A 22,995-nucleotide genomic window follows, 5' to 3' on the forward strand; every position below is an offset into this window, starting at 1 on the left:
ACTCCGGTGCCGCGGCCATGTCAAACCGGCGGCTCCAAAGTTGCGCTTACTAGACTCAACTTTCGGTCCGGTCGAATCATTCCCGCCTGGCAGGAGTTTCTGGAACGGTCCTGTCCGGTGGCGCTAGTCGACGGTTCCAGGTATGCCGAGCGCGACCCGTCTTGCCGCACCGGAGCCGACGGGTCGAAGGCGAGTAGAGTCGCGACCTAGCCAACCTCGTCTGCGTGACGCTCGACAAGGAGATCATCGATGCAGCTGGTACGTCTCGCCGCTCGTGCGGCGATCGGAGGTCTGTTCATCGGCCACGGCACCCAGAAGCTCATGGGCTGGTTCGACGGCCCCGGTCTCGACGGCACCGACCAGATGATGACGGCTCTGCGCTTGCACCCACCCCGCCGCAACTCGATCGCCGCGGGCGCAACCGAGGCCGGCAGCGGCGCGATGCTCGTCGCCGGGCTCCTCACCCCAGTCGCTGCAGCAGGGGTGATCGGGGTGATGACCACCGCCATCCGAACGGTCCACCTGGCCAAGGGCCCCTGGAACGCCAACGGTGGTTATGAGTTCAACCTCACGCTCATCGCGCTGGCGGCAACGCTCGCCGAGGTGGGTCCCGGTGACATGTCCCTCGACCATCTCCTCCGGATCGAGCGGAGCGGGACGGCCTGGGCGCTGGGGGCAATCGCCCTCGGCGTCGGCACCTCGTTTGCCACCGTCGCAGTGGGTCGCCGCGCCGCACCCGATCACGCCACGGACGGCTGATAGCCCTCGGCTCCCAGCGCTGCGACCACCCGCTCGCGGTGCTCGATGCCCTTGGTCTCCAGCTCGACCTCGATCTCGACCTCGTCGACCGACAGTGTCGCCTCGCTGCGCGCATGACGCACCTCGACGACATTGGCGTCCTCGGCGGCCAGCTTCGCCAGCAGCCCGGCCAGGAAGCCGGGCCGGTCGGGCACCCGGACGGTGACCGACAGGTAGCGCCCGGCGGCCGCCATACCGTGCCGAATGATGCGCATCATCAGTAGCGGGTCGATGTTGCCGCCGGACAACACCGCCACGACCGGTCCCTCGACGTCGTCGATCGCACCCTCGAGCAATGCGGCGACACCCGCGGCGCCCGCCGGCTCGACCACGAGCTTGGCGCGCTCCAGCAGGAAGAGCATCGTCCGCGAGAGCGCTTCCTCGCCGACCGTGACCACCTGGTGGACGAGTTCGTCGATGATCGCGAACGGTATGTCGCCAGGGCAGCCGACCGCGATGCCGTCCGCCATCGTCGCCATTCGCTCCAAGGCAACCGGGTGTCCCTCGCGGAGTGACCCCGGGTATGCCGCCGCCTGCTCGGCCTGGACTCCGACAATGCGAACGTCTGGCTTGAGTTCCTTGACAGCGCACGCGATTCCGGCGGTCAGCCCTCCACCGCCGACGTTGACCACGATCGTGCGGACCTCCGGGCATTGCTCGAGGATCTCCAGTCCGCAGGTGCCCTGACCGGCGACGATGTCTCGGTGGTCGAAGGGGTGGATCAGCACCGCGCCGGTGTCGGCGGCCCATTGCTTGGCGTGCACCATGGACTCGTCGAGCGTCGCGCCGACCAGTTCGACCTGCGCGCCATACCCTCGCGTTGCCTGCAGCTTGGGCATGGGTGCACCGACCGGCATGTAGACCTTGGAGGGGATGCCGAGCAGCCGGGCGGCGAGCGCGACGCCTTGCGCGTGGTTGCCGGCGCTCGCGGCAACGACACCGCGCGCCTTCTCCTCATCGGACAGTCGTGACATCCGCGTGTAGGCACCGCGGATCTTGAACGAGCCGGCGCGCTGGAGGTTTTCGCACTTCAGCAATACCTGCGCGTCGATCTTCTCGGAGACCGCCCGGGAGTATTCGAGCGGTGTCTCCCGGATGACCTCGGCCAGGCCCTCCCGGGCCAGCTCCACGTCCCTCAAGCTCACCGGCAGAGTGCTCATCCTCGGCAGCGTAGCCCCGCTCACGGCCGCGGCGGTGCCGCCAACCGGCCGAGATGGGCGGCCGGCCGCGGAGGTTTGCGGTCAGCCGGGCGGGGTACGACGTGGTGAACGCGTCCGGGTGCGACCTCGGCGCATCACCACGTTGCTGTTCACCGAACGACGGGAGCCGAGATGGGTATCGGATCGGGTGTTGTGATCGCGGTGATCGGCGTGATTCTGCTGACCCACGCTGTCACGTTGCCGTCATCAGTGAGTAGCCATGTCGCGACGAACACGTTGGGATGGATCTTGCTGGTGGCGGGTGTCGTGCTGGCGGTTTTGTCGCTGCTCGCGATGCGGCGACGGAGGACAGCCGTCGTCGATCGCTTCGATCGCTGAGGAACATCGGCACGGCGACTCGCCGCAAGAAAGTCAGTGCTCGCCCTTGATGACGAAGTAGGAACCGCGGATGGTGCCGGCCAGCCTGGACTTCTGCCGGGCGAACTTGAAGGCACTCAGCTCCTCGGGCACATCCATGCCTTCGGAGAGCTTGAAGCCGACCGCGCGCTTGCCGCCGTCTTCGAGCGTGTAGAGCGCGTTGACCGACAAACCGCTCTGGTAGAAGACATAGGCCCACCGGATGCCGTCGACCTCGAACTCGGTGGCCTCCAGCGGCGGGCTCTGTATGACGATGCCGCGCTCGTCCTGCAAGATCTCGCTGACCCAGTCCACCGTCGCCTTCGCCTCCTCCGCCGGCTCGACGGTGAACACGTGGTCGTACTTGTTCTTGAAATAGCGGGCCTCGTTGGCGCGCAGCCCCGCGAGCGCGTCGGCGACCGGCGAGGACTCGAGACCGACGGTCGACACGGTCGTGAAATCAACGGCGTAGGACATGCACACTCCAGAAGATGGTGGGGGATGGCGCAGGTGCGGCCAAGGTTATCGAGTGCGGCCGCCTTGAAAATGGTCCTTCGAGGGTGTCCGATCGGAGCTTCGCCGTTCGTGGAGTGAATGAGCGGCGGCCGACCGGGTCGGCGCAACCGAGAGGAGACCACACATGCCTGAGTATCTGATCGCGTTCAACGACGAGTGGGTGCCGGAGCACACGCTGGAGCAACTGCGGGAAAAGAGCCGGAGGTCCTTGGCGGTGCTCGACGAGATGAAGGCAGCGGGGGTCTTCCTCTTCAGCAACGGCGGCATCGACGCCTCGTCGGTGATCTGCAGCGTTGCGGCCGAGGGTGGGCAGCCGGTCTTCAGCGACGGGCCGTATGTCGAGACCAAGGAGCACCTCGGCGGATTCTGCGTCATCGACGTGCCCGACGACGAGACGGCGCGCGACTGGGCGGGGCGCCTCGCCGTCGCACTCGACTGGCCGCAGGAAGTGCACCGCTTCCCCGGCCGCCACCGCTTGGAGGCGTAAGGGCGCTTTTACCTGCGCGCCTGTGTGCGGGCCCGCACGCGCAGTCCGACGACCTCGATGATGCCGAGCACCATCGCGACCGCGACGAAGGCGGCCACCACGAGCAGGCCGTGCACCAGCGCTTCGCCGAAGTCCGGGCGGCCGCTGCGGGCGGTGGTCTGCAGCACGCCGTAGAAGACGCTGCCGGTGATGGCGATGCCGGCTGCCGAGCCGACGCGCTGGGCGGTCTGCTGGATGCCGCCCGCGACGCCCGCCTGCGCGACCGGCACCTCAGCGACCGTCAGGGTGATGTTCGGCGAGATCACGAGGCCGCTGCCGATCCCTCCGACGAGCATCGGCAGCGCCATCGCCCAGCCGAGTCCTCTGCCGGTGACGACGTCGGCGGCCCACGCCATACTCAACGCACCGAGCAGCACCAGCGCCGCGCCGATCACGACCATGGGTCGCCCGAACGCGGTCACCACTTTGCCGCTGAGTGCGGCGGATGCTCCCGACCCGATGGCGAACGGCAGCGTGGCCACCCCCGACAAGAGCGCCGAGTAGCCCAGGCCCTCCTGCAGCGCCTGCGCGTAGATGAAGAAGACACCGGTGAAGCCCGCGAAGTAGACCATGCCCAACAGCACACCGTTGCGGTAGCTGGGTATGCCGAACAGCCGCAGGTTGACCACGGGGTCGCGCCCGCGTCGCAGATAGCGCAGGTCCCACCAGATGAAGAGCGCGCCGAGCACCGCCGCGACAGGAAACATCAGCGGGCGGAGCGGCGAATGCCATTGCTGCTGCTCGATGAACGGGAAGATCACGAAGAGCACCGTCAGTCCGAGCAACAACACGCCGACCGGGTCGAGATCGTGTCGCCGGCCCGATGGGACTGCCGCCTGCCGAGGGATGTAACGCAGGGCCAGCAGGATGGTGGCGATGCCGATCGGCAGGTTGACGAAGAAGACGTAGCGCCAGCCGCTGTGGACGCCGAACCCGCTGATCAGCAGACCGCCGACGATCGGACCGATGGCGGTCGAGATGCCGACGACGCCGCCGAAGATGCCGAACGCGACACCGCGTTCGGCGCCCCGGAAGAGCTGTTGGATCAGTCCGTTGACCTGTGGGGTGACCAGCCCGCCGCCCAGACCTTGCACGAGCCGCGCGATCACGAGCACCACCCCACTGGGGGCGAAGCCGCACGCGGCGCTCGCCAGGGTGAAGACCGCGACGCCCACCATGAAGGTGGACCGTCGGCCGCGGGCGTCACCGACGCGGCCGGCGGGCACGAGCAGCAGGCCGAAAGTGAGCGCGTAACCCGAGACGATCCACGACAGTTCGTTCTCGCCGGCGCTCAGGCCGGTGCGGATGCTCGGCAGCGCGACGTTGACGATGCTCACGTCGAGCAACGTCATGAAACCGGCAGCGAGACAGACCCCCAGCGCCTTCCAGCGAGCAGGATCCGGCGTGTAGTCGTCGCGCGCCCGCGCAGTCCCCCGATCAACCGTCACAGCCGCGTCCGCTCCATAGAACCCAAATGCTCACCTGACGACTCTAGGGGAGCAGGCTGGCCGCTCCGGACGCCGAGCCAAGAGCGGAGAGCGTCGAGCGACTCCTGGTGCCGACCCAGATCGACGACTGAGCCGATCCGAAAATCTTCTTCGGCGCGGATGTCGAGATCGGATCGACAGCTTCGTCCCTTGGCTGTCCGCGACCACAATGGTCGCAACAACGGAGGGAAACGACCATGAAATACCTGCTGCTGAAGCACTACCGCGGCGCTCCGGCACCGACCAACAACGTACCGATGGACCGGTGGACGCCGGAGGAGATCGACGCACACATGAAGTACATGAACGATTTGGCGGGCGAGCTGCAGGAATCCGGCGAATTCGTCTACGCTGACGCGCTTTCCGACCAAGGCATGTGGGTGCGGTATGACGGCGAGGGAAAGCCACCGGTGACCGACGGCCCGTTCGCCGAGACGAAGGACCTCATCGCCGGTTGGATGATCATCGACGTCGACTCCGAGGAGCGGGCCCTGGAGCTGGCCGGGCGGCTCTCGGCCGCACCGGGTGCCGCCGGAAAACCGCTCGGCGAATGGCTCGAATTCCGTCGAGTGCTCGACTGGGACCCCGAAGCCACAGCCGAGTGAGCAACACCCGGAGTTCGGAGCATGAATGACGAACTGCTGCGAAAACTGGTGCCCGCTGCGACCAGCGCCCTCTGCCGACGCGGCGCCGACTTCGCGTCGGCAGAGGACGCCGTCCAGGAAGCCCTGATCAAAGCGCTTGGCAGCCGGGACGATTCACCACCGAGGGATCCACTCAGCTGGTTGATCACAGTGGCTTGGCGGCAGTTCCTCGACCAGGTGAAGTCGACCCAAGCGCGCCACACACGAGAACTCCGGGTCGCACAGCAACGCGCCCCGGGCGGCCCCTCGAGCCGGGACGACAGCCTCCGGCTCTACTTCCTCTGCGCGAACCCGAAACTCACCAGTTCGTCGGCCGTCGCGCTGACCTTGCGCGCAGTCGGCGGCCTCACCACGAAGCAGATCGCCGACGCCTACCTCGTGCCCGAAGCCACCATGGCGCAACGGATCAGTCGCGCCAAACGACAGCTGCGGGACACCCCGCTCGACTCGCCCGGCGATCTCGCGACGGTGCTGCGCGTGCTCTACCTCGTCTTCAACGAGGGGTACGGCGGCTCGGTCGACCTCACCGCCGAAGCAATCCGGCTGACCCGCCAACTCGCTTCACTGACCGCGGAACCGGAGGTCCGCGGGCTCCTCGCGCTGATGCTGCTGCACCACGCGCGACGCGCTTCCCGGACCGACCCCGACGGACGACTTGTGCCGCTGCGAGCACAAGACCGCTCCCGCTGGGACACCTCGTCGATCGCGGAGGCGGTCGCGATTCTGCAGAGCGCACTGGCTGCCGACCGACTGGGTGAATACCAGGCGCAGGCCGCGATCGCGGCTCTGCACGCCGACGCCCGTGCCGTCGAGGAAACTGACTGGGTCCAGATCGTCAGCTGGTATGACGAGCTTCTCGACCTGACCAACTCTCCTGTGGTGCAGCTGAATCGCGCTGTCGCCGTCGGCGAGGCCGACGGGCCGCGAGTGGGGCTGGCCGCCCTCGCAGAGGTCGACCCGACGGTGCCTCGCCACAGCGCAGCGGCGGCATACCTGCACGAACGGGCCGACGATCTCGATGACGCGGCGCGTCTCTACGCCGACGCGGCACGGCAGGCGACCAACACCAAGGAGCGAGACCACCTGCTGCGAGAAGCCGCCCGGCTGCACCGGCTCAGTGCGACGCCGTGGAGTGCTGACGGTCGGTGACCACGAGGCCGTGGTCGGTGGTGATCCGGTGCCAGTAGGGCCGGCCGAGGTCGTCCGTGCCCACGTAGCTCGTGGTCGAGTGCCCGTCCGACTCGCTCGTGACGCCGTTCTCCCGCGCCAGGATGCCGTATGACGTGACGTTCCAGTCCCATCCGCGACGCACGTGCTGCCGGCCGTCCGTGACCAGGCTCTGCACCCGCTGGGTCATGTCGACGGTGCCCTCGAGCGAGAAGTTCTGGTCGTTGACGTAGTTGGCGGCGGAGAAGTCGACGGTGATCGGGTAGGACTCGCGCAGCACCGAACTGCGCACGATCCGGTGCCCGATGCGCGACACCGAACGCGAGTCCATCTGGTCGGACTGGGTGATGTTCTGCACGAGCCCGGAGTCGCCGATGCTGCCGGCATTCGACCAGTCACGAGAGGTGTTGACCGTCGTCACGACCCGTCCGGCGGAGGTGTCGACATACCCGCTCAGCTGATCGGCCCGCGTGGCGGTCTCCCCGTACTTCACCGTCCCGTCGACCGGCTGGCCGGCGGTCGTGTTCGTCGTCGGCGCCGCAGCCACGGTGTCCGAGGTCAACGCGCCCGATGTCTGCGCCTGGTGATGATCGGTCCAGAGGAACAGCGCGGCGCGGACGTTCCAGGTGTCGCCGATCGGGTTCATGGCGAAGGAGATCGTGTGCTCCTTGCCGTCGACCAGCCGGCCGGCGAACGGTGTCAGATCAAGCGATTCGGTGCGCATGTCCAGCGTGTCGATAGCCACGACCGGCCGCCACAAGGTCGGCACGATGCCACCGGAGTAGATGTGCGGGAAGGTGCCGACGGCACCGGCTCGGGTGCCGTCGACCGACACCATCGCCTCGCGATAGGCGCTCGCTGCGCAGAGGCCGTCGCCGGGAAACTCCGCCGCCACGGCGTCCGGGACAGCCGTGAACCACTGCTCGTCGCACCCGTTCCCCTTGAGCGTGGTCTCCAGCCGCGCGCGGGTGATGTTGCGTGGCAGGTCGGACAGCGTCGCGGACGCGGTTGGCGACCCCGGAGACAGGTCCGAGATCGGCACACCGACAACGTCGTCGGGGACGTCCGGCGCCGGGTGCTGCCGGTCGGCCAGGTAAAAGGTGATCTTCACCGTCTGGTCGTAGTTGCCGGTGTAGACGCTCGACATGTAGTTGCCGATCCCACCCGAGTAGGGCTGCGAGGTCTTGAAGAGCGAACTGAACTCGGTGATGTCCTTGCTGAACGAGAAGGTCGTCGGCTTGGCGCCGTTCGGCTCCTGTGTCGTGCCGAACCACACTGGCACACCGCCGACCTCGAGTTCACCGGACCGGTCGTACTGCCGGCCGGACACCGAGGTCGTGGAGTCGAGCACCACCTTCGACCACTTCTTCCCGCGGCATTGCTCGGGCACGGTGAGCGTCCCGGAGTAGTTCTGCGGCGACAGGTCGGCAGCGTTCGACATGAAGTGGTCGGCGAGCGTCACCGTGCAGTGCGCGGTGTCCGGGCGCGACACCGGCGGCTGCGCCGAGACGGTCTCACCTCCGGAGGACTCGATCACTCCTGTTGCCGCGCTCGCTCCCGTGGCGCCGGCGAGCGCCATACCCACTGACACGACTGACACCCCGACGACACCCAACACACGACGCACGACGACTCCTCGCACCCTTTCCGATCCGACTTCGGCCAACGAACGACGCTAGTCCGGTCGGCGCGCTCGGTGGGGGTTCGCGAGCGGTCGACTCACGCGCCGCGTCGCGTCGCCTCTGCGGGTTCCACCGCTTAGGTTGTGAGTATGACGAGCGAGCGCCCCTCCGACCATCAGGTCGCGGCGGCATACGACGCGGTGGCCACGGAGTATGCCGAAACCCTGCGCGACGAACTGAGCGGCAAGCCGCTGGACCGCGCGCTCCTCCGGGCGCTGGTGGAGATGTCGCACGACAGCCGCATCGCCGACGTCGGCTGCGGACCCGGGCACGTCACCCGCTATCTCGCAAGCCTCGGGGCGAAACCGATCGGCATCGACATCTCAGCGGCGATGATCGAGATCGCGCGGGCCGAGAACCCGGACCTGGAGTTCAAGGTCGAGACGATGACGGATCTGACCGAGCCGGACCAGAGCCTCTCGGCCGCGGTCCTGCTCTACTCGATCATCAACCTCAGCAAGACCGAGCGCGAGCGCACCTTCGCGCAGATCTTCCGGACCCTGCGCAGCGGCGGCATCGCGTTGGTGTCCTTCCACATTCGCAGCGAGGAGTTCTCCGCCGGCCAGGTCCAGCACCTCGACACGTGGTTCGGCCACAGCGTCGACATCAACGGTCACTTCCTGGAGCCGGACCAGGTGATCGACGAGATCGCGGAGGCCGGCTTCGACATCGTCTCGGTCACCACCCGGCTGCCGCACCCCGGCGTCGAGATCCCCACCGAGCGCGCCTACGTCCTGGCGCAGCGGCCCGTGCCCGACTGAGCGGCCGGACCTCCCGTCAGCCGGAAGCGCTGAGGTTCTTGCGGCGAGCTCGGAAGAACTCGCCGAGCAGCTGCGCGCACTCCTGCTGCCGGACCCCGCCGACGGCGTCCAGCCGGTGCGGGCTCGGGTTGTCCGCGACGACATTCCAGGCACTGCCGCACGCGCCCGCCTTGGGGTCCCAGGCGCCGAAGACGAGGTGCGAGATGCGCGACTGCATGATTGCGCCGGCACACATCAGACACGGCTCCAGGGTGACCACCATCGTGCACCCGTCCAGCCGATAGTGGCCGAACTGCGTTGCGGCAGAACGAATGGCGACGATCTCCGCGTGCGCCAGCGGGTCACCGTCCGCGACTCTCCGGTTGGGCCCGAAGCCGACCGGTGCACCTTCCGCGTCGAGCAGCACCGCACCGACCGGCACGTCGTCCGTCGTGCTGGCAAGCCGGGCCTGCTCGAGCGCCAGGCTCATCCACTCGTCGTAGGCGGGATCGGGCGCGGACACCACTAGAGTTTGCGGCATGCGTGTCGAGCTGGCCAAGCACCCCCTCATCGCCCACAAGCTGACCTATCTGCGGGACAAGCGCACCGACAGCCCGACCTTCCGGCGGCTGGCGGAGGAGCTGGTGACACTGCTGGCCTACGAGGCGACGCGCGAGGTGCGGGTCGAGCCGTTCGAGATCGAGACCCCGATCGCGCCGACCACCGGCATCAAGCTCTCCACCCCCAAACCGCTCGTGGTGCCCATCCTGCGGGCCGGTCTCGGCATGCTCGAGGGCATGGTGCGGCTGCTGCCGAGCGCTGAAGTCGGCTTCCTCGGCATGCAGCGCAACGAAGAGACGCTCGAAGCGATCACCTACGCCAACCGGCTGCCCGACGACCTCTCCGGTCGGCAGTGCTACGTGCTCGACCCGATGCTCGCGACCGGCGGCACGCTGGCGATGGCCATCCGCTACCTCGCCGAGCGCGGCGCCGATGACATCACCGCCGTGACGCTGCTGTCCGCGCCGGAGGGCATCGCGGCGGTGGAGGAACAGCTGTCCGACCTCGCCATACCGATCACCCTGGTCACCGGCGCGATCGACGAACGGCTCAACGATGTCGGCTACATCGTGCCCGGGCTGGGTGACGCCGGAGACCGGCTCTACGGCGTCGTCTGAAGCGCCGACTCCTCGGGCAGCCGGGTCAGCTGCCGCACGGACGGCACCAGCAGGGTCGCGAGCGCGATCGCCGCATAACAGCACGCCGCGGTGATGATGAGCGGCTGTATGTCGACGTGGCTGGCCAGCCAGCCGAACGTCATGGTCCCGATCGGTATGGCGACGAACGACCCCAGCATGTCGTAGCTGGACACCCGCGACAGCACCGCGCCGGGGATCTGCTCCATCATCGCCACCGTCCACGCCGTGCTGAACACCTGTGAGCCTGCGCCGCCGATCAGCGCGACCGCAGCCAGCAACACGGTGTGCGGATGAATCCCCAGCAACAGCAACGGAACCGATATCAGGGCGATGCCAGCCATACCGTCGAGCAGCAGTCGGTGGATGTGCACGCGCAGCAACACGACCGACGTCAGCAGCATGCCGACCGCCTCCGCCCCCAGCACCACGCCCCAGCCGCTGATGCCCAACGCTGGATTGTTCTTGGCGACCACCGGCCCGACGACCACCCAGACACCCATCTGGATCGCGTTGAGCACCCCGAAGGCCAGCACGATCACCCACAGCCACGTCCGGGATACGAACTCGCTCCAGCCCTCTCGCAGTTGGCTCAGCGTCGAGGTGGCCTGCCGGGCTGCCGCCGGCAGCACGACCCGGGCGAGCAGCGTGGCCGCCACGAGGAAGGAGAGTCCGTCGACGGCGAGCGCCAGCTCCGGCCCGATCGACGCCACCAGCAGCGTGCCGAGGATCGGCCCGACGAACGTCGCACCGTTGCGCACGAACGACATCAGCGAATCGGCCTGCTGCAGGTGGCTACGGGAGACCAGCTGCGGGATCAGCCCCTGCTGGGCGGGCATCGAGAACGCCGACACGCCGCCCGCGATCGCACCCAGCACCGTCATCGTCGCCACGGTCGCCCAGCCGCTGAGCAACGAGACGCACATCGTCACCTGCACGGCCGCCATCACCAGGTAACACGTCTGCATCACCGCTCGCCGCGGCAACCGGTCGGCGATCACACCACCGAAGAGCAGGCACAGCACGTTGACGCCCATCTCGGCCGTCAGCACGACTCCGAGTGCGCTCGCCGAGTTGTCGATCTTCAGCACCGCGAAGGCGATCGTGACGGGCGTCATCATGCCGCCGACGGTGTTGATCGACCGGGACAGGAAGAACCACCGGAAGTTCTTCTCGTGCAGCACCGGCAGCGCGGACGCGAGCTTGCTCTCGCTCATTCGCCGGACTCCACGTCGCGCTCTTCGTGCATCCGGAAGAGTTCCGCCTGGAAGTTGACGTGCTCCGACCCCGCGGTGTGCGGTGCGAGCGCCTCGTCGTGCACGAGCCGGGACGCCTCCTGGACCAGTTCCCTTGCCCGACGCCAGGTTTCCGACGTCAGCCAGACTTCTGCGTCGATGCTCAGCGACCGGCCCTCGACCCGGTGCTCGGAGCGGCGCACCAGCTCGCGGTGCAGGACGTGCAGGTATTGCTGCCACGCGGCCGCCGACATACCCGGAGGTCGCGGGGCATTCGGGCTCACTCGCTCGCGGGGGTAGCGGTAGCGATACTTCTTCGCCTGACCACCCCGCACGGATTCGGTCGCGGCTACCTCGACCTGGCCCGCCTTGGCGAGCATCCGCAGGTGATAGCTGGCGTTCGCCTGGGTGATACCCAACTCCCGGGCCAGCTCGGCGGCGCTGAGCGGTGCACCGGTGAGCAGCGACAGCATCCGGAGCCGGACCGGGTGCGCCGACGCCCGCAGCTCGGTGATCGCCTCATCCTCCAAAGACATGTTGGAGAGCTTGGCGCTTCGCTTCGCCCACTGTCAAACACTTATTTGGGACCTCGATCGCCGCCGACCGCATCAAGAAAGCCAGGCGTCGCCCCAGCGCGCGTCCCGCGCCTGTTTGTATGCCGCCCCCTGCCGCTTGCTCACCACTTCCCGGCTCGCGGTGCCATCCGGACGACACAGTTGCAGCTCGACCAGTCCCTTGCGCTTCACCGGATGCCGCAGAATCCGCGCCGACGAATCATCAAGCACTGCACTGTCGTTCCGCACTGCCACGACGTAGGAGAATTTCTCGTCCTCGTGCCCGAGCTCACCGCCTTTCAGCTGCCGGTGCAGTGCGGACCGCTCGACGCGAGCGCTGAAGTGACACCAGTCCCGGCCGCGCAGCGGACAGGTGAGCTGGTGCGGACACGGCGCGACCACCCGCCAACCCGTCGCCAGGAGCAGCTCCCGGGCCGCGAGGATCCGCTGATAGCCGCTTGGCGTACCCGGCTCGACGATCGCCACCGCCCGGCGTGCGGCCCCTGCGGCCGACGCCACGAGGGACCGTTGCGCGTCGGCCGTCAGCTCGGACAGGACGTAGGACACCGTCACCAGATCGGCAGAGGGCACCGCCGCACCGGCCCGCCAGGACGCGAAGTCGACCGCTCCGGCCTCGCCCGCGCGCAGCTGCCGCCCCAACGCCAGCGCCTCCTGGACCTGGTCCAGCACGGTCACCCGCACCTCCGGCCACTGCGCGATCGCTGCCCACGCGGCTGCACCGGTCCCGCCACCGATATCAACCACCGACGAGATCTCCGGCAGCCGGAAGGCGCTGTTCTGCACCATGTTGCGGCAGGCGGCGAGCGTGGCGGGCATCCGGTAGAGCGCGTAGGCCAGGACATCGACACCGCTGGAGAGGATCGGCGTCGCCGCAGCTCCACCCGCCCGGTATCGCTCGATCAGCCACTCCACCGAGCCGGCGAGCGCCGCGCGCGGGACACCGGCCGCCACGTCCTCGAGGGCCTCGCGCAGCCGCAACTCGACCGAGCGCTGCGAGGTTTCGTGCGGCATGGGCGGGTCCTTCGAGGCCGGCGGAGCAACGGGCGCGCACGCGACGGCGCGGCACCGATGGTAGCCAGCACCAACCGGGGCGCCGTCATGTCGCGAGCCGGTGTGCGGCATACGACACTCCACGTCAGCCTCGTTGTCGAGTCCCAACCGCCACATCTGTCACAATGAAGCTCAGGCCCGTGCGCCCACTGCACGGCGCCAACCACGCAAGCCGGAGGAATGATGGCGCTCGACAAGGTCCGCAAGGTCGTGATCTGGCTGCTCGTCGCCTTCGTCGCCTACGCGATCTTCAAGTCGCCCGATCAGTCGGCGAGCATCGTGCACAACATCTGGTCGATCCTGTCCAACGGCATCCACCAGATCGGCACGTTCTTCGACAAGATCCTCAACAGCTAGGCGAGTCTCGCATGGATCACGTCGATCCAGCCGCCGAGTCGGCGATGGCGCGGTTCCTCCTCGATGACGAGACACTCGTCGTCGCACAACGCCAGCATTGGGTCGCCGTCGCCCAACCCGTCGGGATGGCTGTCACCGGCTTCTTCCTCACGCTGATCGCCGGCTTCTCCGCGCCCGCGAGGTACGGCGTACTCACGGACCTGGCCTGGAAACTGTGGTTCATCCTGCTGGCGTATGCCGCCGTCCGGCTGCTCATGTGGCGGTTCGACTGGTTCGTCGCCACCGACAAGCGCCTGCTGATGACGTATGGCGTGCTCAAGCGGCGGGTCGCGATGATGCCGCTGGCCAAGGTGACCGACATGTCTTTCAACCGCAGCCTGCTCGGGCAGTTCCTCGGCTACGGACAGTTCATCCTGGAGAGTGCCGGTCAGCAGCAGGCGCTGCGGCAGATCGACTTCATCCGGGACGCCAAGGAGACCTACCTGGCCATCGTCGGCGAGATCTTCGGCGAGGACGAAGAGCCGACCGAGGTGTTCGAGGACGCTGATCCGGACGACACCGACCCCTACCTCGCGCGTCAGCTGGCCACGGCACGTGCGGCAGGCGGCCAGCAGCACGACCCGACCGACGTGCCGATCCGGCCGATCGGCTCCTACCTCCCGCGCCCCGAACGCCCCCGCCGCAGCGGCTTACGGGAGCGAATCCTGCGGCGTGCCAACGGCGAGCAGCCTCCGGCATTCGGGCACGAGAACGACGTCGGCTGGTCCCGACCGGCCGAGCCGCCGCCACACCGGAAGCCTCGCGACCTGCACGACGACTGACGCACCCCGCCGCGCCGCGGGCGTCGCCGGATAACCTTCGTGGTCGAGTGCGTCACGTCGCCTGCGACAGGAGTTGAGGTTCATGGCAGTCCGTCCGATTACCGTCATCGGGCACAAGGCGTTGCACCAGCCGACCAAGAAGGTCAAGGAGATCACCCCTGAGGTCCGCACGCTGGTGCAGGACATGTTCGACACTCTCGACGCGGCGCACGGCGCCGGTCTCGCGGCGAACCAGGTCGGCGTCCGGTTGCGGATCTTCGTCTACGACTGCGCCGACGAGTCCGAGGTCGAACAACGGGGCGTCGTCATCAACCCGGTGCTGGAGAAGGGCACCGTGCCACCGGGCGACCCCTCGCCGGAGGACGGCGCGGAGGGCTGCCTGTCCGTGCCGGGTGAGTGGTTCCCGACCGCGCGGGCGCACTGGGCAAAGGTCACCGGCACGGACCTGGACGGCAACGAGGTCGTCGTCGAGGCCACCGGTGGAACGCTGGCGCGCTGCCTGCAGCACGAGACCGATCACCTCGACGGCAAGCTGTATGTCGAGCGGCTCACCCCGACATACCGCAGCAAGGCCCGGCACGCGATGAAGGCCCGCGGCTGGGAGGCCAGGCACATCACCAAGTGGGACCCGCAGACCCAGGAAGCCGAAAAGGTGTGAAATAGGCTGGCCCCATGCGCGCCGAACCGATCGCCAAGCCCCACGCCTTCCACGCCGAAGGGCCGGTCTGGTGGCCCGAGTGGTCCCTCGAAGGCCCCGGTGAGTTGCGGTATGTCGACATGATGGCCGGCGACGTGCTGATCGCCCGCGGCGAGGACGTGCAGCGCATCCACGTGGGCAAGGTCGCGGCCGCGATGCGGCCCCGCGGGGCGGGCGGTGCGTTGATCGCCCTGGAGCGCGAGTTCGCGCTCGCGACCAAGAACGACCTGTCGGATCTGCAAGTGATGCAACCGATCTGGGACGACCCGTCGGTGCGGTTCAACGACGGCGGCTGCGACCCGATGGGCAACTTCTACTGCGGCACGATGGCCTACGACCAGCACCAGGGCGGCGGCTCGCTCTACCTGCTCACCACCGAGGGAATGGCCTCACCCGTCCTGCACGACCTCACCATCGCCAACGGCATCGGCTGGTCCCCGGACGGCACCACGACATACTTCAACGACACCCCGACGCGCACCATCTGGGCGTTCGACTGGGCGCCGGAAACCGGTCTCACCGAACGCCGTCCATGGGTCGAACTGCCGGACGACGTGCAGGGCAAGCCGGACGGCCTCTGGGTCGACCAGGAAGGCGGCGTCTGGGTGGCGCTGTATGGCGGCTCGGCCGTCCATCGCTACCTCGACCGCAAGCTCAGCCAGGTGGTCGAGGTGCCCGGCGTCACCAACGTCACAGCGTGCACCTTCGGCGGCGATGCGCTGCAGACGCTCTACATCACCACCACTCGGGAGAACGTGCCGAAGGGCGAACAACCGCTCGCCGGCGCCGTTTTCGCTGTCGACCCGGGTGTCGGCGGCATGCCTGTGCTGCCCTTCGGCGCCTGACGCCTACCGCGATTTCACCACTCCCCGGGTCCTCGGGTAGAGTGTCTCGACGTTGCACGGGACACCGGGCAGCACGCACCCGTAGCTCAACGGATAGAGCATCTGACTACGGATCAGAAGGTTTGGGGTTCGAATCCCTACGGGTGCACTCACTGTGTTGAGACAGTGCACAGCCCTGGCAGCGGAGACGCTCGCCAGGGCTTTCTCATGGAGGGACCGCCGATGACCCAGCTGATCGATGTCGTCGGGGCGGTGCTGGTACGCGACCGCGCAGTCCTCGCCGCACAGCGTGGGCCCGGTATGGCGCTGGCCGGCCACTGGGAGTTCCCCGGCGGCAAGATCGAGCCCGGCGAGTCACCCCAGCGGGCGCTCGTGCGTGAGCTGCGCGAGGAGCTCGACTGCGACATCGCCGTCGGCGATCGCGTCGAAACCACCACACACCGCTACGAATTCGGCATGATCCGGTTGACCACGTTCTTCGCCACGTTGGAGTACGGCGAACCGCGAGCACACGAGCACGCCGCCCTGCGTTGGATCCCGGTCGCCGAGCTGCACAGCGTCGAGTGGGCGCCGGCCGACATACCGGCCGTCGAGCGCCTGCAGTTGATGCTCAGGTGACGTCGTCGCCCGACCCGTCCGGTCCCGAAAACATCGGAAGCTCGAGTGCCCGCCTGGTGATGCCCTCGATGTGTCGCAGCATCGCGTCGCGAGCGTCCCGCGACGAGCCTTTCCGGGCGGCCTCGACGATCTCCCGGTGCTCTGCGACGGTGTGTTCGCCACTCATCTGGTTGTGCACCATGAGCCGGAACCGCTGGGTGTAACCCTCGGTGGAGAGGTACATACGAAGCATGGCGTCGTTGCCCACGGCTTCGGCGATCCTCCGGTGGAATGCCTCGTCCGCGGTCCAGTACGGCCGCCAGTCCGCAAAGGCGTCGCCGCCCGCCTGTGCCCGGTCCAGGTCGTCGCTGATCCGCTCCAGATCGGCAACCAGGGACGGCGCTCCGCGCAGGACCGCACGTGCCGCGAGTTCCGGCTCCAACATGCGGCGTGCCTCCAACAGGTCGCGCACCTCCGCGGGGCTCGGAGCCGGCGCGACCGTGTAACCGCGCAGCGCCTCTCGGCGCACCATTCCGGTTGTCTCCAACCGAGCGAGTGCTTCGCGCACCGGAGTGATGGACACGCCGAAGTCACGGGCCAGGCGATCGATGGTCAGGCTGGAGCCGGGCGGCACCTCGTTGTCCAACAGCTGCGCGAGAATCGCCTCGAACACCTGATCCGTCAGCACCTGCCGTCCCTTGAGCCGGACGCGGGCTCCGTTTCGTTCATCGGTCATGGTCGTCACTTCCTGAAGGCTCCGACCGGAGACTGGCCGCCACACATCGTGACACGGGATGACCCAATCGTCCGGCTACTTGCGCAGCACCGATCGGTCGATCTGCGAGACCCGCGTCGTACCGACGAACCCCATGGCTCCCGCCAGCTCCTCGGCGAAGATCGAAAAGGCGTGTTCGACACCGGCCTGGCCACGAGCCGCCAATGCGTAGGCGAATGGACGGCCGGCCAGGACGCCGTCCGCGCCGAGGGCCACGGCCTTCACGATGTCGTGCCCGCGTCGGACGCCCCCGTCGAGGAAGACCTGTGCCTTGCCGTCCACCGCGTCAACCACCTCCGGCAGCACATCGATCGTCGCGGGCTGCGCGTCGAACTGGCGACCACCATGGTTGGACACGAAGACTGCGTCGACGCCTTCGGCCACGGCCCTTTTGGCGTCCGCACCGTTCATGATCCCCTTGACGACGACCTTTCCAGACCAACGCCGCCGGATGTCCCCGATGTCCGACCAGGTGACCGCCTTGTTCTTGTTGTCGGCCATCCACTTGTTCATCTCCGACATCTTCATCGGCCGGCCTTCGACGCTGTAGTTGCCGTAGGTCATCGGACGGCCGGTCCGCCAACCCCACACCCACTGCGGTCTCGTGGCCGTGCGCAGGTAGTCCACCACCGGCGGCCGCGGCGGCATCGACAGACCGTGGTGCAGGTCACGCTCACGTTTGCTCGACGAGCTGACATCCCCTGCGACGACAAGGGTTTCAATACCCAGGGCCTTCAGCCGATCCAGATACGCGGAGACTTCCTGGGCGTCCTTCCAGATGCCGACCTGCGCCCACACCGTCGCCGACGTGCTCTCGACGACCTCTTCAATGGAACAACCAGCCCACGCACTGTGCACGAAGATGCTTCCCGCGGTGGCCGCGGCACGGGCGACGGCCACGTCGGACCCGGGGTGGAAGATCGTCAGCATCCCCATCGGCGACACGAGCAGGGGCAACTGCACATCGCTGCCGAGCAGCGTGGTGCGCGTCTCGAGCTCGGTCAGATCCACGAAGTTGCGCTGTCGGAGCAGCAACCCGTCAAGGCTCGCCCGGTTGGCACGCACCGTCGACTCGTCGAGCGCGCCCCCCTCCAGGTAGTCATAAATCATCTTCGGCAGCTTGCGTTTTGCCACTCGGCGGTAGTCGTCGATGCTGACAATCCACTTGGCGTTCAAGGCTTTCCTTCTCTTCTGTATGTCGCTGTCGGGTTGCGGAACGCGGACGGTCATTCCAGGACCCGCCGCAGGAACTTGCGTGTCCGGTCGTGCTGCGGATTGCCGATGACTTCGCGCGGGGCACCGTGCTCCACGATGACGCCGCCATCCATGAACACGAGATCGTCGGCGACTTCGCGGACGAACCCGATCTCGTGGGTGACCACGACCATCGTCATGCCGTCATCGGCCAGCTTGCGCATGACGTCGAGCACGTCTCCCACGAGTTCTGGGTCCAGAGCCGAGGTCGGTTCGTCGAAGAGCATCAGACTGGGCCGCATGGCCAACGCGCGAGCGATCGCGATGCGCTGCTGCTGTCCACCGGACAACTGGTTCGGATAGGAGTCGGCGCGGTCCCCGAGCCCGACCCAGTCCAGCAGTTCCCGAGCGTGCTCGACCGCATCCGCACGGCGCTGCTTCTTCACCCGCACCGGCGCCAGGATGATGTTCTCGAGCACGCTCATGTGCGGAAACAGGTTGAACGACTGGAACACCATCCCGACGTTCTCCCGCGCCTTCGCCAGCTGGGCATCGGTCGCCTCGACCGGCCGCCCGTTGTGCACCGTCACGCCCATCGGCTCGCCGTTGATGAGTATGTAGCCGCCGTCGATCGCCTCCAGCCGGTTCATGCACCGCAGGAAGGTCGTCTTGCCGGACCCCGAGGGGCCGATGATGCCGGTGACACCGCCGCGGGGCACCGAGAGGTCGACACCCTTGAGAACGTCGGCGGAGCCGAAGGACTTGTGCACCTGGCACGCCTGCACCACGAGCTCTGCTGAGGTCATGAACGCCTCCTCCGCCGTGCGATGCCGGCCATCAGCCCGGGCCTGCTTGTCGACGCGCGGCGGTCGCCGCGTCCGTAGTGCCGCTCGATCAACAGCTGCCCGAGACTCAGGACGCTCGTCACGATGAGATACCACGTGCTCGCCGCGATGAGGAGCGGAATCGTCTGGTAGTTCTGGCTGTAGACGACCTGAGCCGAGTAGAGCAACTCGGGGAACGCGAGGACGCTGACCAATGACGTGGTCTTCAGCATCGAGATCGTCTGGTTGCCGGTCGGCGGCACGATGAACCGCATCGCCTGCGGAAGAATGACACGTCGGAAGGTCGCGAATCGTCGCAGACCCAGTGACCGAGCCGCCTCGGCCTGGCCGGTGGGAACGCTCAGCAATCCGGCTCGCACGATCTCCGACATGTATGCCGATTCGTTCAGCCCGAGCCCGAGAATGGCGGCGGTGAACGGGCTGATGAGCTGATTGGCACTCCACGGCCCGATGTGTGGATACAACGCGGCGACAAAGCCCCAGAACAGCAACTGCACGAAGACCGGCACACCGCGGAAGAACCACACGAACACGCTGGCCGCGCCGTTCAGCATGCGATTGGACGCGGTCCTCGCCAGCGCCAGGGCGATGCCGAGCACGATGCCGATCGCCATGGAAATCGCGGTCAGTTCGAACGTCCGCAACAGTCCCGTGATCAGCCGGTGCGAGAACAACCACTCGAAGGCGATGTTCCAACCGAACCTGTCGTTGGTCGCGACCAACACCACGATCGCCACGCCGAGCAAGGTGATCGCGGCATTGATGATCCAGTCGCCGACGACACGCTGCTGGGGCTTGCGCATCAGGATGTCGTGGTCCGGGTGCCGGCGGGGCGGCACCTTCTCGACGGTCAGCGCGTGATCGGTCATCGGCTCACTGCGCCTTGTCGAAGGCGAAGTCCGTGATCGCCCCGTCCGACTGGCCCCATTTGGCGAGCACCGAACGGTAGACACCCTGCTCCGTGAGGGCCTTCAGACCACTCTGGATCGCTTTGTGCAGCCCGCCGCCCTTCTTGTAGCCGATGCTGACGGGCGACACGTCGGTATAACCGAGGGCTTGGACCTGCGCACCTTGCTTGATGGCATAGCCGAGCACTCCGCCATCGACATACACCGCGTCGATGCGACCCGCTGCCAGCGCGAGAAGCGGCGCCTGCATGTCGGGATAGGTGAGTTCCTGGATCTTCGGCTTCCCAGCTCCGACGCACTTCTTGTCCATGTCGGGGACGTGAGTGGTGTTCTGATAGGAGCCCTTCAGGTCACCCACCTTGAAGCCGCAGAGCGCGCTCGTGACCTTCTTCGGGTTGCCCTTGGCCACCCCGATGCCGCTCCCGGACTTGAAGTAGTCGACGAAGTCGAGCACCTGCAGGCGATCCTTCGACGGACTCATCTGCGATACCGCGATGTCGTACTTACCCGCCTGGAGTCCGGGGATGATGGCATCGAAGCTGGTACCGACCACCTTCACCTTGAGGCCCAGTGCTTGCCCGAGCGCGCGGGCCAGATCCGGGTCGAGCCCCGTCACCTGGTTGGTCGTGGTGTCGACGTAGTGAAGCGGAGCGGAGCTTTCACTCATCACAGCCACGATCGTGCCCTTGTCCCGGATCGATGCCGGGAGCGCTGCGCGAGCCTTTTTGTCAACGGCGACCGGGGGCAGGGCGGAGCTGGTTGAGGCACCAGGTGTGTGCGAACCGGTGGTGCTTCCCGCCTCGGTGCTGTTTGCGGTGCTCGGGTCGGAACAGGCTGTCATCGCCAGGGCGAGTGCAGCAACGCCAAGTGGTCCGGCCAGGTAGCGAGCTTTCACGACATCTCCTCGGTTGGGTTGCGCGGCCGACCTGCCGGCCGACCGCGACGCAAGACCCCCTGCCGTTGGATCATGCATGATGCCTGATGCATGGTCAATAGACCGAGGAGTAGGAGTTTGTCGATCGGGCCTGCGGCGTCTGCCAGGATGCGCGATGTGGACCTGGACAAACTGCTCGCACAGATCACCCGCGAGATCGAGCCGCAGATCGGCACCGGAGCGGTGGCCGACTACATCCCGGCCCTTGCGCAGGTCGACCCGGACCAGTTCGGCATCGCGGTCGCGTTGCCCGACGGCTCTGTGCACGGCGCCGGCGATTGGGCGAAACCCTTTTCGCTGCAGAGCATCTCGAAGCTGTTCACACTCGCCCTCGCGCTTGCGAAGAACGAGGGCAGCAGCATCTGGACCCGCGTGGGGCGCGAGCCGTCCGGCAACGCCTTCAACTCGCTGGTACAGCTGGAGTACGAGAACGGCATCCCGCGCAACCCGTTCATCAACGCGGGCGCGCTGGTAGTGACCGACCATCTGGCGGCCGTGGTGGGCGACGCGGCCGACGCGGTGCTGGATTTTCTGCGCACCGAGGCCGGCAATCCGGCGATCGACTGCGACGCCGAGGTCGCCGCATCGGAGGCCGCACATGCCGATCGGAACCTCGCCCTGGCGCACTTCCTCGCGTCATACGGCAACATCCGCGGCGACGTCCGGCAGGTCGTCGATCAATACGTCCGGCAGTGCGCGATCGCGATCAGCTGCCGTGACCTGGCCCTCGCCGGACTCTTCCTCGCGCGGCACGGCACCCGCCGCGACGGCTCGCGGATGCTCTCGCCCGGGCACACCAAGCGCATCAATGCCGTCATGCTCACCTGCGGAACGTATGACGCTGCCGGCGAATTCGCCTACCGCGTGGGACTTCCGGGCAAGAGTGGCGTCGGCGGCGGCATCCTCGCCGTCGTGCCCGGCCGCTGCTCGGCAGCGGTCTGGGGTCCAGGCCTCGATCGGCGCGGCAACTCGGTCGCCGGCGTCGCCGCACTCGACCGCTTCACCACGCTCACCGACTGGTCGGTCTTCTGAACTTGGCCCGTCACCAGGGCCAGAACCGAGTCAGGTCCAGTAGAACGTGCGCTGGAGCGCACCTTCTACTGGACCGGAGTGGTGTTCCGACGAGCGGAGGGCGTGGGATTCGAACCCACGATGGGCGTAAACCCATAGCGGTTTTCAAGACCGCCGCACTAGGCCACTATGCGAGCCCTCCTTGCCCGACGACGACAGCGCCGCACGAGCGCGCACCATCCTAAGGGTGCCGCGTGCACACCGGAGGATCTCCCCGCCGTCGAGGGCCCCGCGAGCGCCATACAAAGGCAGGTAGGGTCGGACACACGCGACGAAAGGAACCGCGAGTCATGAGCGAGCGGCGGAACGAGCACAGGGTGAATGACGCCTCCCGACGCGGGAGGGAGTCCTCATGAGCAAGCTGACCTTCGTTGTCGGGATCGCGGCCGGTTACGTGCTCGGCGCCCGTGCGGGCCGGGGTCGTTACGAGCAGATCAAGCAGCTCAGCGGGCGCGCTTGGAACCACCCGGCAGTGGTCGAGCAGCGCCACAAGACCACCGAGCAGGTCAAGCAGCGGGGCCCCGAGGTCGCCGCGGCAGCCGGCCAGGCCGCCATCAAAGGCATGGGGCAGGCAGCGAAAAGCGCTGCCACTGCAGGATTTCAGGCTGCGGTCGGCCGACGGCCGGGTCCGGTCGTGCCCGGTGCCATCGAGGATTCGAGCGCGTCCAGGATGACATCGGCCGACACACCGAGCACGACTCCTCACCCGATCGACGCGACGCGCTGAAACGCGCCGACGGCGGGGTGTCGTGGACCTTGTCGCAGTGTGCGTCTACCGT

The 22,995-nt window shown here is 67.4% G+C and carries 27 protein-coding genes and 2 tRNA genes; 15 read left to right on the top strand and 14 right to left on the bottom strand.

Features of this window, described 5'->3' with window-relative positions; all coding sequences use genetic code 11:
• The first annotated feature begins 249 nt into the window (after positions 1 to 249).
• Complete coding sequence (locus ACN8HC_RS01300) at positions 250 to 759, top strand: DoxX family protein (protein ID WP_490073058.1); 510 nt, start codon at positions 250 to 252, stop codon at positions 757 to 759.
• Here the strand turns inward: ACN8HC_RS01300 and ilvA are convergent.
• Positions 741 to 1,958: a threonine ammonia-lyase gene (ilvA, locus tag ACN8HC_RS01305; protein WP_490073059.1), complete on the bottom strand. Its 1,218-nt coding sequence runs from the start codon at positions 1,956 to 1,958 to the stop codon at positions 741 to 743. The two genes, ACN8HC_RS01300 and ilvA, sit on opposite strands and share 19 nt — an antisense overlap.
• 171 nt (positions 1,959 to 2,129) lie before the next feature.
• On the opposite strand from ilvA, the gene ACN8HC_RS01310 reads away from it, so the two are divergent.
• Positions 2,130 to 2,336 carry a hypothetical protein gene (locus ACN8HC_RS01310; protein ID WP_490073060.1) on the top strand — a complete coding sequence of 69 codons (207 nt, stop codon included), beginning with the start codon at positions 2,130 to 2,132 and terminating at the stop codon, positions 2,334 to 2,336.
• A gap of 33 nt (positions 2,337 to 2,369) precedes the next feature.
• Here ACN8HC_RS01310 and ACN8HC_RS01315 read toward each other — a convergent pair whose 3' ends face one another.
• The gene (locus ACN8HC_RS01315; protein ID WP_490073061.1) at positions 2,370 to 2,831 is read right to left on the bottom strand and encodes a DUF8821 family protein; all 462 of its coding nucleotides are present in this window, start codon (positions 2,829 to 2,831) and stop codon (positions 2,370 to 2,372) included.
• Between the two features lie 163 nt (positions 2,832 to 2,994).
• Between ACN8HC_RS01315 and ACN8HC_RS01320 the strand changes: the two genes are divergently transcribed.
• On the top strand, positions 2,995 to 3,357 hold the full coding sequence (locus tag ACN8HC_RS01320; RefSeq protein ID WP_490073062.1) for a YciI family protein: 363 nt from the start codon (positions 2,995 to 2,997) through the stop codon (positions 3,355 to 3,357).
• Positions 3,358 to 3,365: 8 nt separating this feature from the next.
• Here ACN8HC_RS01320 and ACN8HC_RS01325 read toward each other — a convergent pair whose 3' ends face one another.
• Positions 3,366 to 4,844: an MFS transporter gene (locus tag ACN8HC_RS01325; RefSeq protein ID WP_490073063.1), complete on the bottom strand. Its 1,479-nt coding sequence runs from the start codon at positions 4,842 to 4,844 to the stop codon at positions 3,366 to 3,368.
• A 236-nt stretch (positions 4,845 to 5,080) separates the two neighbouring features.
• Between ACN8HC_RS01325 and ACN8HC_RS01330 the strand changes: the two genes are divergently transcribed.
• Together ACN8HC_RS01330 and ACN8HC_RS01335 are read left to right on the top strand one after the other, a co-directional pair.
• Positions 5,081 to 5,488: a YciI family protein gene (locus ACN8HC_RS01330; RefSeq protein WP_490073064.1), complete on the top strand. Its 408-nt coding sequence runs from the start codon at positions 5,081 to 5,083 to the stop codon at positions 5,486 to 5,488.
• Positions 5,489 to 5,509: 21 nt separating this feature from the next.
• On the top strand, positions 5,510 to 6,676 hold the full coding sequence (locus ACN8HC_RS01335) for an RNA polymerase sigma factor (RefSeq protein ID WP_490073065.1): 1,167 nt from the start codon (positions 5,510 to 5,512) through the stop codon (positions 6,674 to 6,676).
• On the opposite strand, the gene ACN8HC_RS01340 is transcribed toward ACN8HC_RS01335, so the two are convergent.
• A complete protein-coding gene (locus tag ACN8HC_RS01340; protein ID WP_490073066.1) occupies positions 6,642 to 8,321 on the bottom strand; it encodes a peptide-N4-asparagine amidase in 1,680 nt (559 codons plus the stop codon). The two genes, ACN8HC_RS01335 and ACN8HC_RS01340, sit on opposite strands and share 35 nt — an antisense overlap.
• Positions 8,322 to 8,465: 144 nt before the next feature.
• Between ACN8HC_RS01340 and ACN8HC_RS01345 the strand changes: the two genes are divergently transcribed.
• Positions 8,466 to 9,137, top strand: coding sequence for a class I SAM-dependent DNA methyltransferase (locus ACN8HC_RS01345; protein WP_490073067.1), 672 nt, complete (start codon positions 8,466 to 8,468; stop codon positions 9,135 to 9,137).
• Between the two features lie 16 nt (positions 9,138 to 9,153).
• On the opposite strand, the gene ACN8HC_RS01350 is transcribed toward ACN8HC_RS01345, so the two are convergent.
• Positions 9,154 to 9,639, bottom strand: coding sequence for a nucleoside deaminase (locus ACN8HC_RS01350; protein ID WP_490073068.1), 486 nt, complete (start codon positions 9,637 to 9,639; stop codon positions 9,154 to 9,156).
• 16 nt (positions 9,640 to 9,655) lie between these two features.
• On the opposite strand from ACN8HC_RS01350, the gene upp reads away from it, so the two are divergent.
• Positions 9,656 to 10,294 carry a uracil phosphoribosyltransferase gene (upp, locus tag ACN8HC_RS01355; protein ID WP_490073069.1) on the top strand — a complete coding sequence of 213 codons (639 nt, stop codon included), beginning with the start codon at positions 9,656 to 9,658 and terminating at the stop codon, positions 10,292 to 10,294.
• Here the strand turns inward: upp and ACN8HC_RS01360 are convergent.
• The 3 genes from ACN8HC_RS01360 to ACN8HC_RS01370 form a co-directional block, all read right to left on the bottom strand.
• Positions 10,279 to 11,529: an MFS transporter gene (locus ACN8HC_RS01360; RefSeq protein ID WP_490073070.1), complete on the bottom strand. Its 1,251-nt coding sequence runs from the start codon at positions 11,527 to 11,529 to the stop codon at positions 10,279 to 10,281. The genes upp and ACN8HC_RS01360 overlap by 16 nt on opposite strands.
• Positions 11,526 to 12,083, bottom strand: a complete 558-nt coding sequence (locus ACN8HC_RS01365) for an ArsR/SmtB family transcription factor (RefSeq protein ID WP_490073071.1) — start codon at positions 12,081 to 12,083, stop codon at positions 11,526 to 11,528. The genes ACN8HC_RS01360 and ACN8HC_RS01365 overlap by 4 nt, the downstream gene beginning before the upstream one ends.
• A 72-nt stretch (positions 12,084 to 12,155) precedes the next feature.
• Positions 12,156 to 13,133: a small ribosomal subunit Rsm22 family protein gene (locus tag ACN8HC_RS01370; RefSeq protein ID WP_490073072.1), complete on the bottom strand. Its 978-nt coding sequence runs from the start codon at positions 13,131 to 13,133 to the stop codon at positions 12,156 to 12,158.
• A 222-nt stretch (positions 13,134 to 13,355) separates the two neighbouring features.
• Between ACN8HC_RS01370 and ACN8HC_RS01375 the strand changes: the two genes are divergently transcribed.
• From ACN8HC_RS01375 to ACN8HC_RS01400, 6 genes are all read left to right on the top strand, one after another.
• Positions 13,356 to 13,529 (top strand): hypothetical protein, encoded by a 174-nt coding sequence (locus tag ACN8HC_RS01375; RefSeq protein ID WP_490073073.1) that lies wholly within the window; start codon positions 13,356 to 13,358, stop codon positions 13,527 to 13,529.
• 11 nt (positions 13,530 to 13,540) lie between these two features.
• The gene (locus tag ACN8HC_RS01380) at positions 13,541 to 14,350 is read left to right on the top strand and encodes a PH domain-containing protein (RefSeq protein ID WP_490073074.1); all 810 of its coding nucleotides are present in this window, start codon (positions 13,541 to 13,543) and stop codon (positions 14,348 to 14,350) included.
• Positions 14,351 to 14,432: 82 nt separating this feature from the next.
• A complete protein-coding gene (gene def, locus ACN8HC_RS01385; protein WP_490073075.1) occupies positions 14,433 to 15,008 on the top strand; it encodes a peptide deformylase in 576 nt (191 codons plus the stop codon).
• A 14-nt stretch (positions 15,009 to 15,022) separates the two neighbouring features.
• The gene (locus tag ACN8HC_RS01390; RefSeq protein ID WP_490073076.1) at positions 15,023 to 15,892 is read left to right on the top strand and encodes an SMP-30/gluconolactonase/LRE family protein; all 870 of its coding nucleotides are present in this window, start codon (positions 15,023 to 15,025) and stop codon (positions 15,890 to 15,892) included.
• A gap of 75 nt (positions 15,893 to 15,967) precedes the next feature.
• A tRNA-Arg gene (locus ACN8HC_RS01395) sits at positions 15,968 to 16,040 on the top strand.
• 74 nt (positions 16,041 to 16,114) lie between these two features.
• Positions 16,115 to 16,510, top strand: a complete 396-nt coding sequence (locus tag ACN8HC_RS01400) for a (deoxy)nucleoside triphosphate pyrophosphohydrolase (protein WP_490073077.1) — start codon at positions 16,115 to 16,117, stop codon at positions 16,508 to 16,510.
• On the opposite strand, the gene ACN8HC_RS01405 is transcribed toward ACN8HC_RS01400, so the two are convergent.
• The 5 genes from ACN8HC_RS01405 to ACN8HC_RS01425 all read right to left on the bottom strand — a co-directional run bounded on the left by ACN8HC_RS01405 (position 16,503) and on the right by ACN8HC_RS01425 (position 20,878).
• Entirely contained in the window at positions 16,503 to 17,225 is a 723-nt protein-coding gene (locus ACN8HC_RS01405) for a GntR family transcriptional regulator (protein ID WP_490073078.1), read from the bottom strand. The genes ACN8HC_RS01400 and ACN8HC_RS01405 overlap by 8 nt on opposite strands.
• A 75-nt stretch (positions 17,226 to 17,300) precedes the next feature.
• Positions 17,301 to 18,440 (bottom strand): alpha-hydroxy acid oxidase, encoded by a 1,140-nt coding sequence (locus ACN8HC_RS01410; RefSeq protein ID WP_490073079.1) that lies wholly within the window; start codon positions 18,438 to 18,440, stop codon positions 17,301 to 17,303.
• Positions 18,441 to 18,490: 50 nt separating this feature from the next.
• Positions 18,491 to 19,264, bottom strand: a complete 774-nt coding sequence (locus tag ACN8HC_RS01415; protein ID WP_490073080.1) for an amino acid ABC transporter ATP-binding protein — start codon at positions 19,262 to 19,264, stop codon at positions 18,491 to 18,493.
• Positions 19,261 to 20,172: an amino acid ABC transporter permease gene (locus ACN8HC_RS01420; protein WP_490073081.1), complete on the bottom strand. Its 912-nt coding sequence runs from the start codon at positions 20,170 to 20,172 to the stop codon at positions 19,261 to 19,263. The genes ACN8HC_RS01415 and ACN8HC_RS01420 overlap by 4 nt, the downstream gene beginning before the upstream one ends.
• 4 nt (positions 20,173 to 20,176) lie before the next feature.
• Positions 20,177 to 20,878, bottom strand: a complete 702-nt coding sequence (locus tag ACN8HC_RS01425) for an ABC transporter substrate-binding protein (protein WP_490073082.1) — start codon at positions 20,876 to 20,878, stop codon at positions 20,177 to 20,179.
• Positions 20,879 to 21,253: 375 nt separating this feature from the next.
• Between ACN8HC_RS01425 and ACN8HC_RS01430 the strand changes: the two genes are divergently transcribed.
• Positions 21,254 to 22,177 carry a glutaminase gene (locus ACN8HC_RS01430; RefSeq protein WP_490073083.1) on the top strand — a complete coding sequence of 308 codons (924 nt, stop codon included), beginning with the start codon at positions 21,254 to 21,256 and terminating at the stop codon, positions 22,175 to 22,177.
• A gap of 94 nt (positions 22,178 to 22,271) precedes the next feature.
• On the opposite strand, the gene ACN8HC_RS01435 is transcribed toward ACN8HC_RS01430, so the two are convergent.
• Positions 22,272 to 22,358, bottom strand: a tRNA-Ser gene (locus tag ACN8HC_RS01435).
• Between the two features lie 210 nt (positions 22,359 to 22,568).
• On the opposite strand from ACN8HC_RS01435, the gene ACN8HC_RS01440 reads away from it, so the two are divergent.
• Positions 22,569 to 22,943, top strand: coding sequence for a hypothetical protein (locus ACN8HC_RS01440; protein ID WP_490073084.1), 375 nt, complete (start codon positions 22,569 to 22,571; stop codon positions 22,941 to 22,943).
• Positions 22,944 to 22,995 lie beyond the last annotated feature (52 nt).

The sequence above is a fragment of the Flexivirga sp. YIM B11880 genome (genome assembly GCF_058148645.1).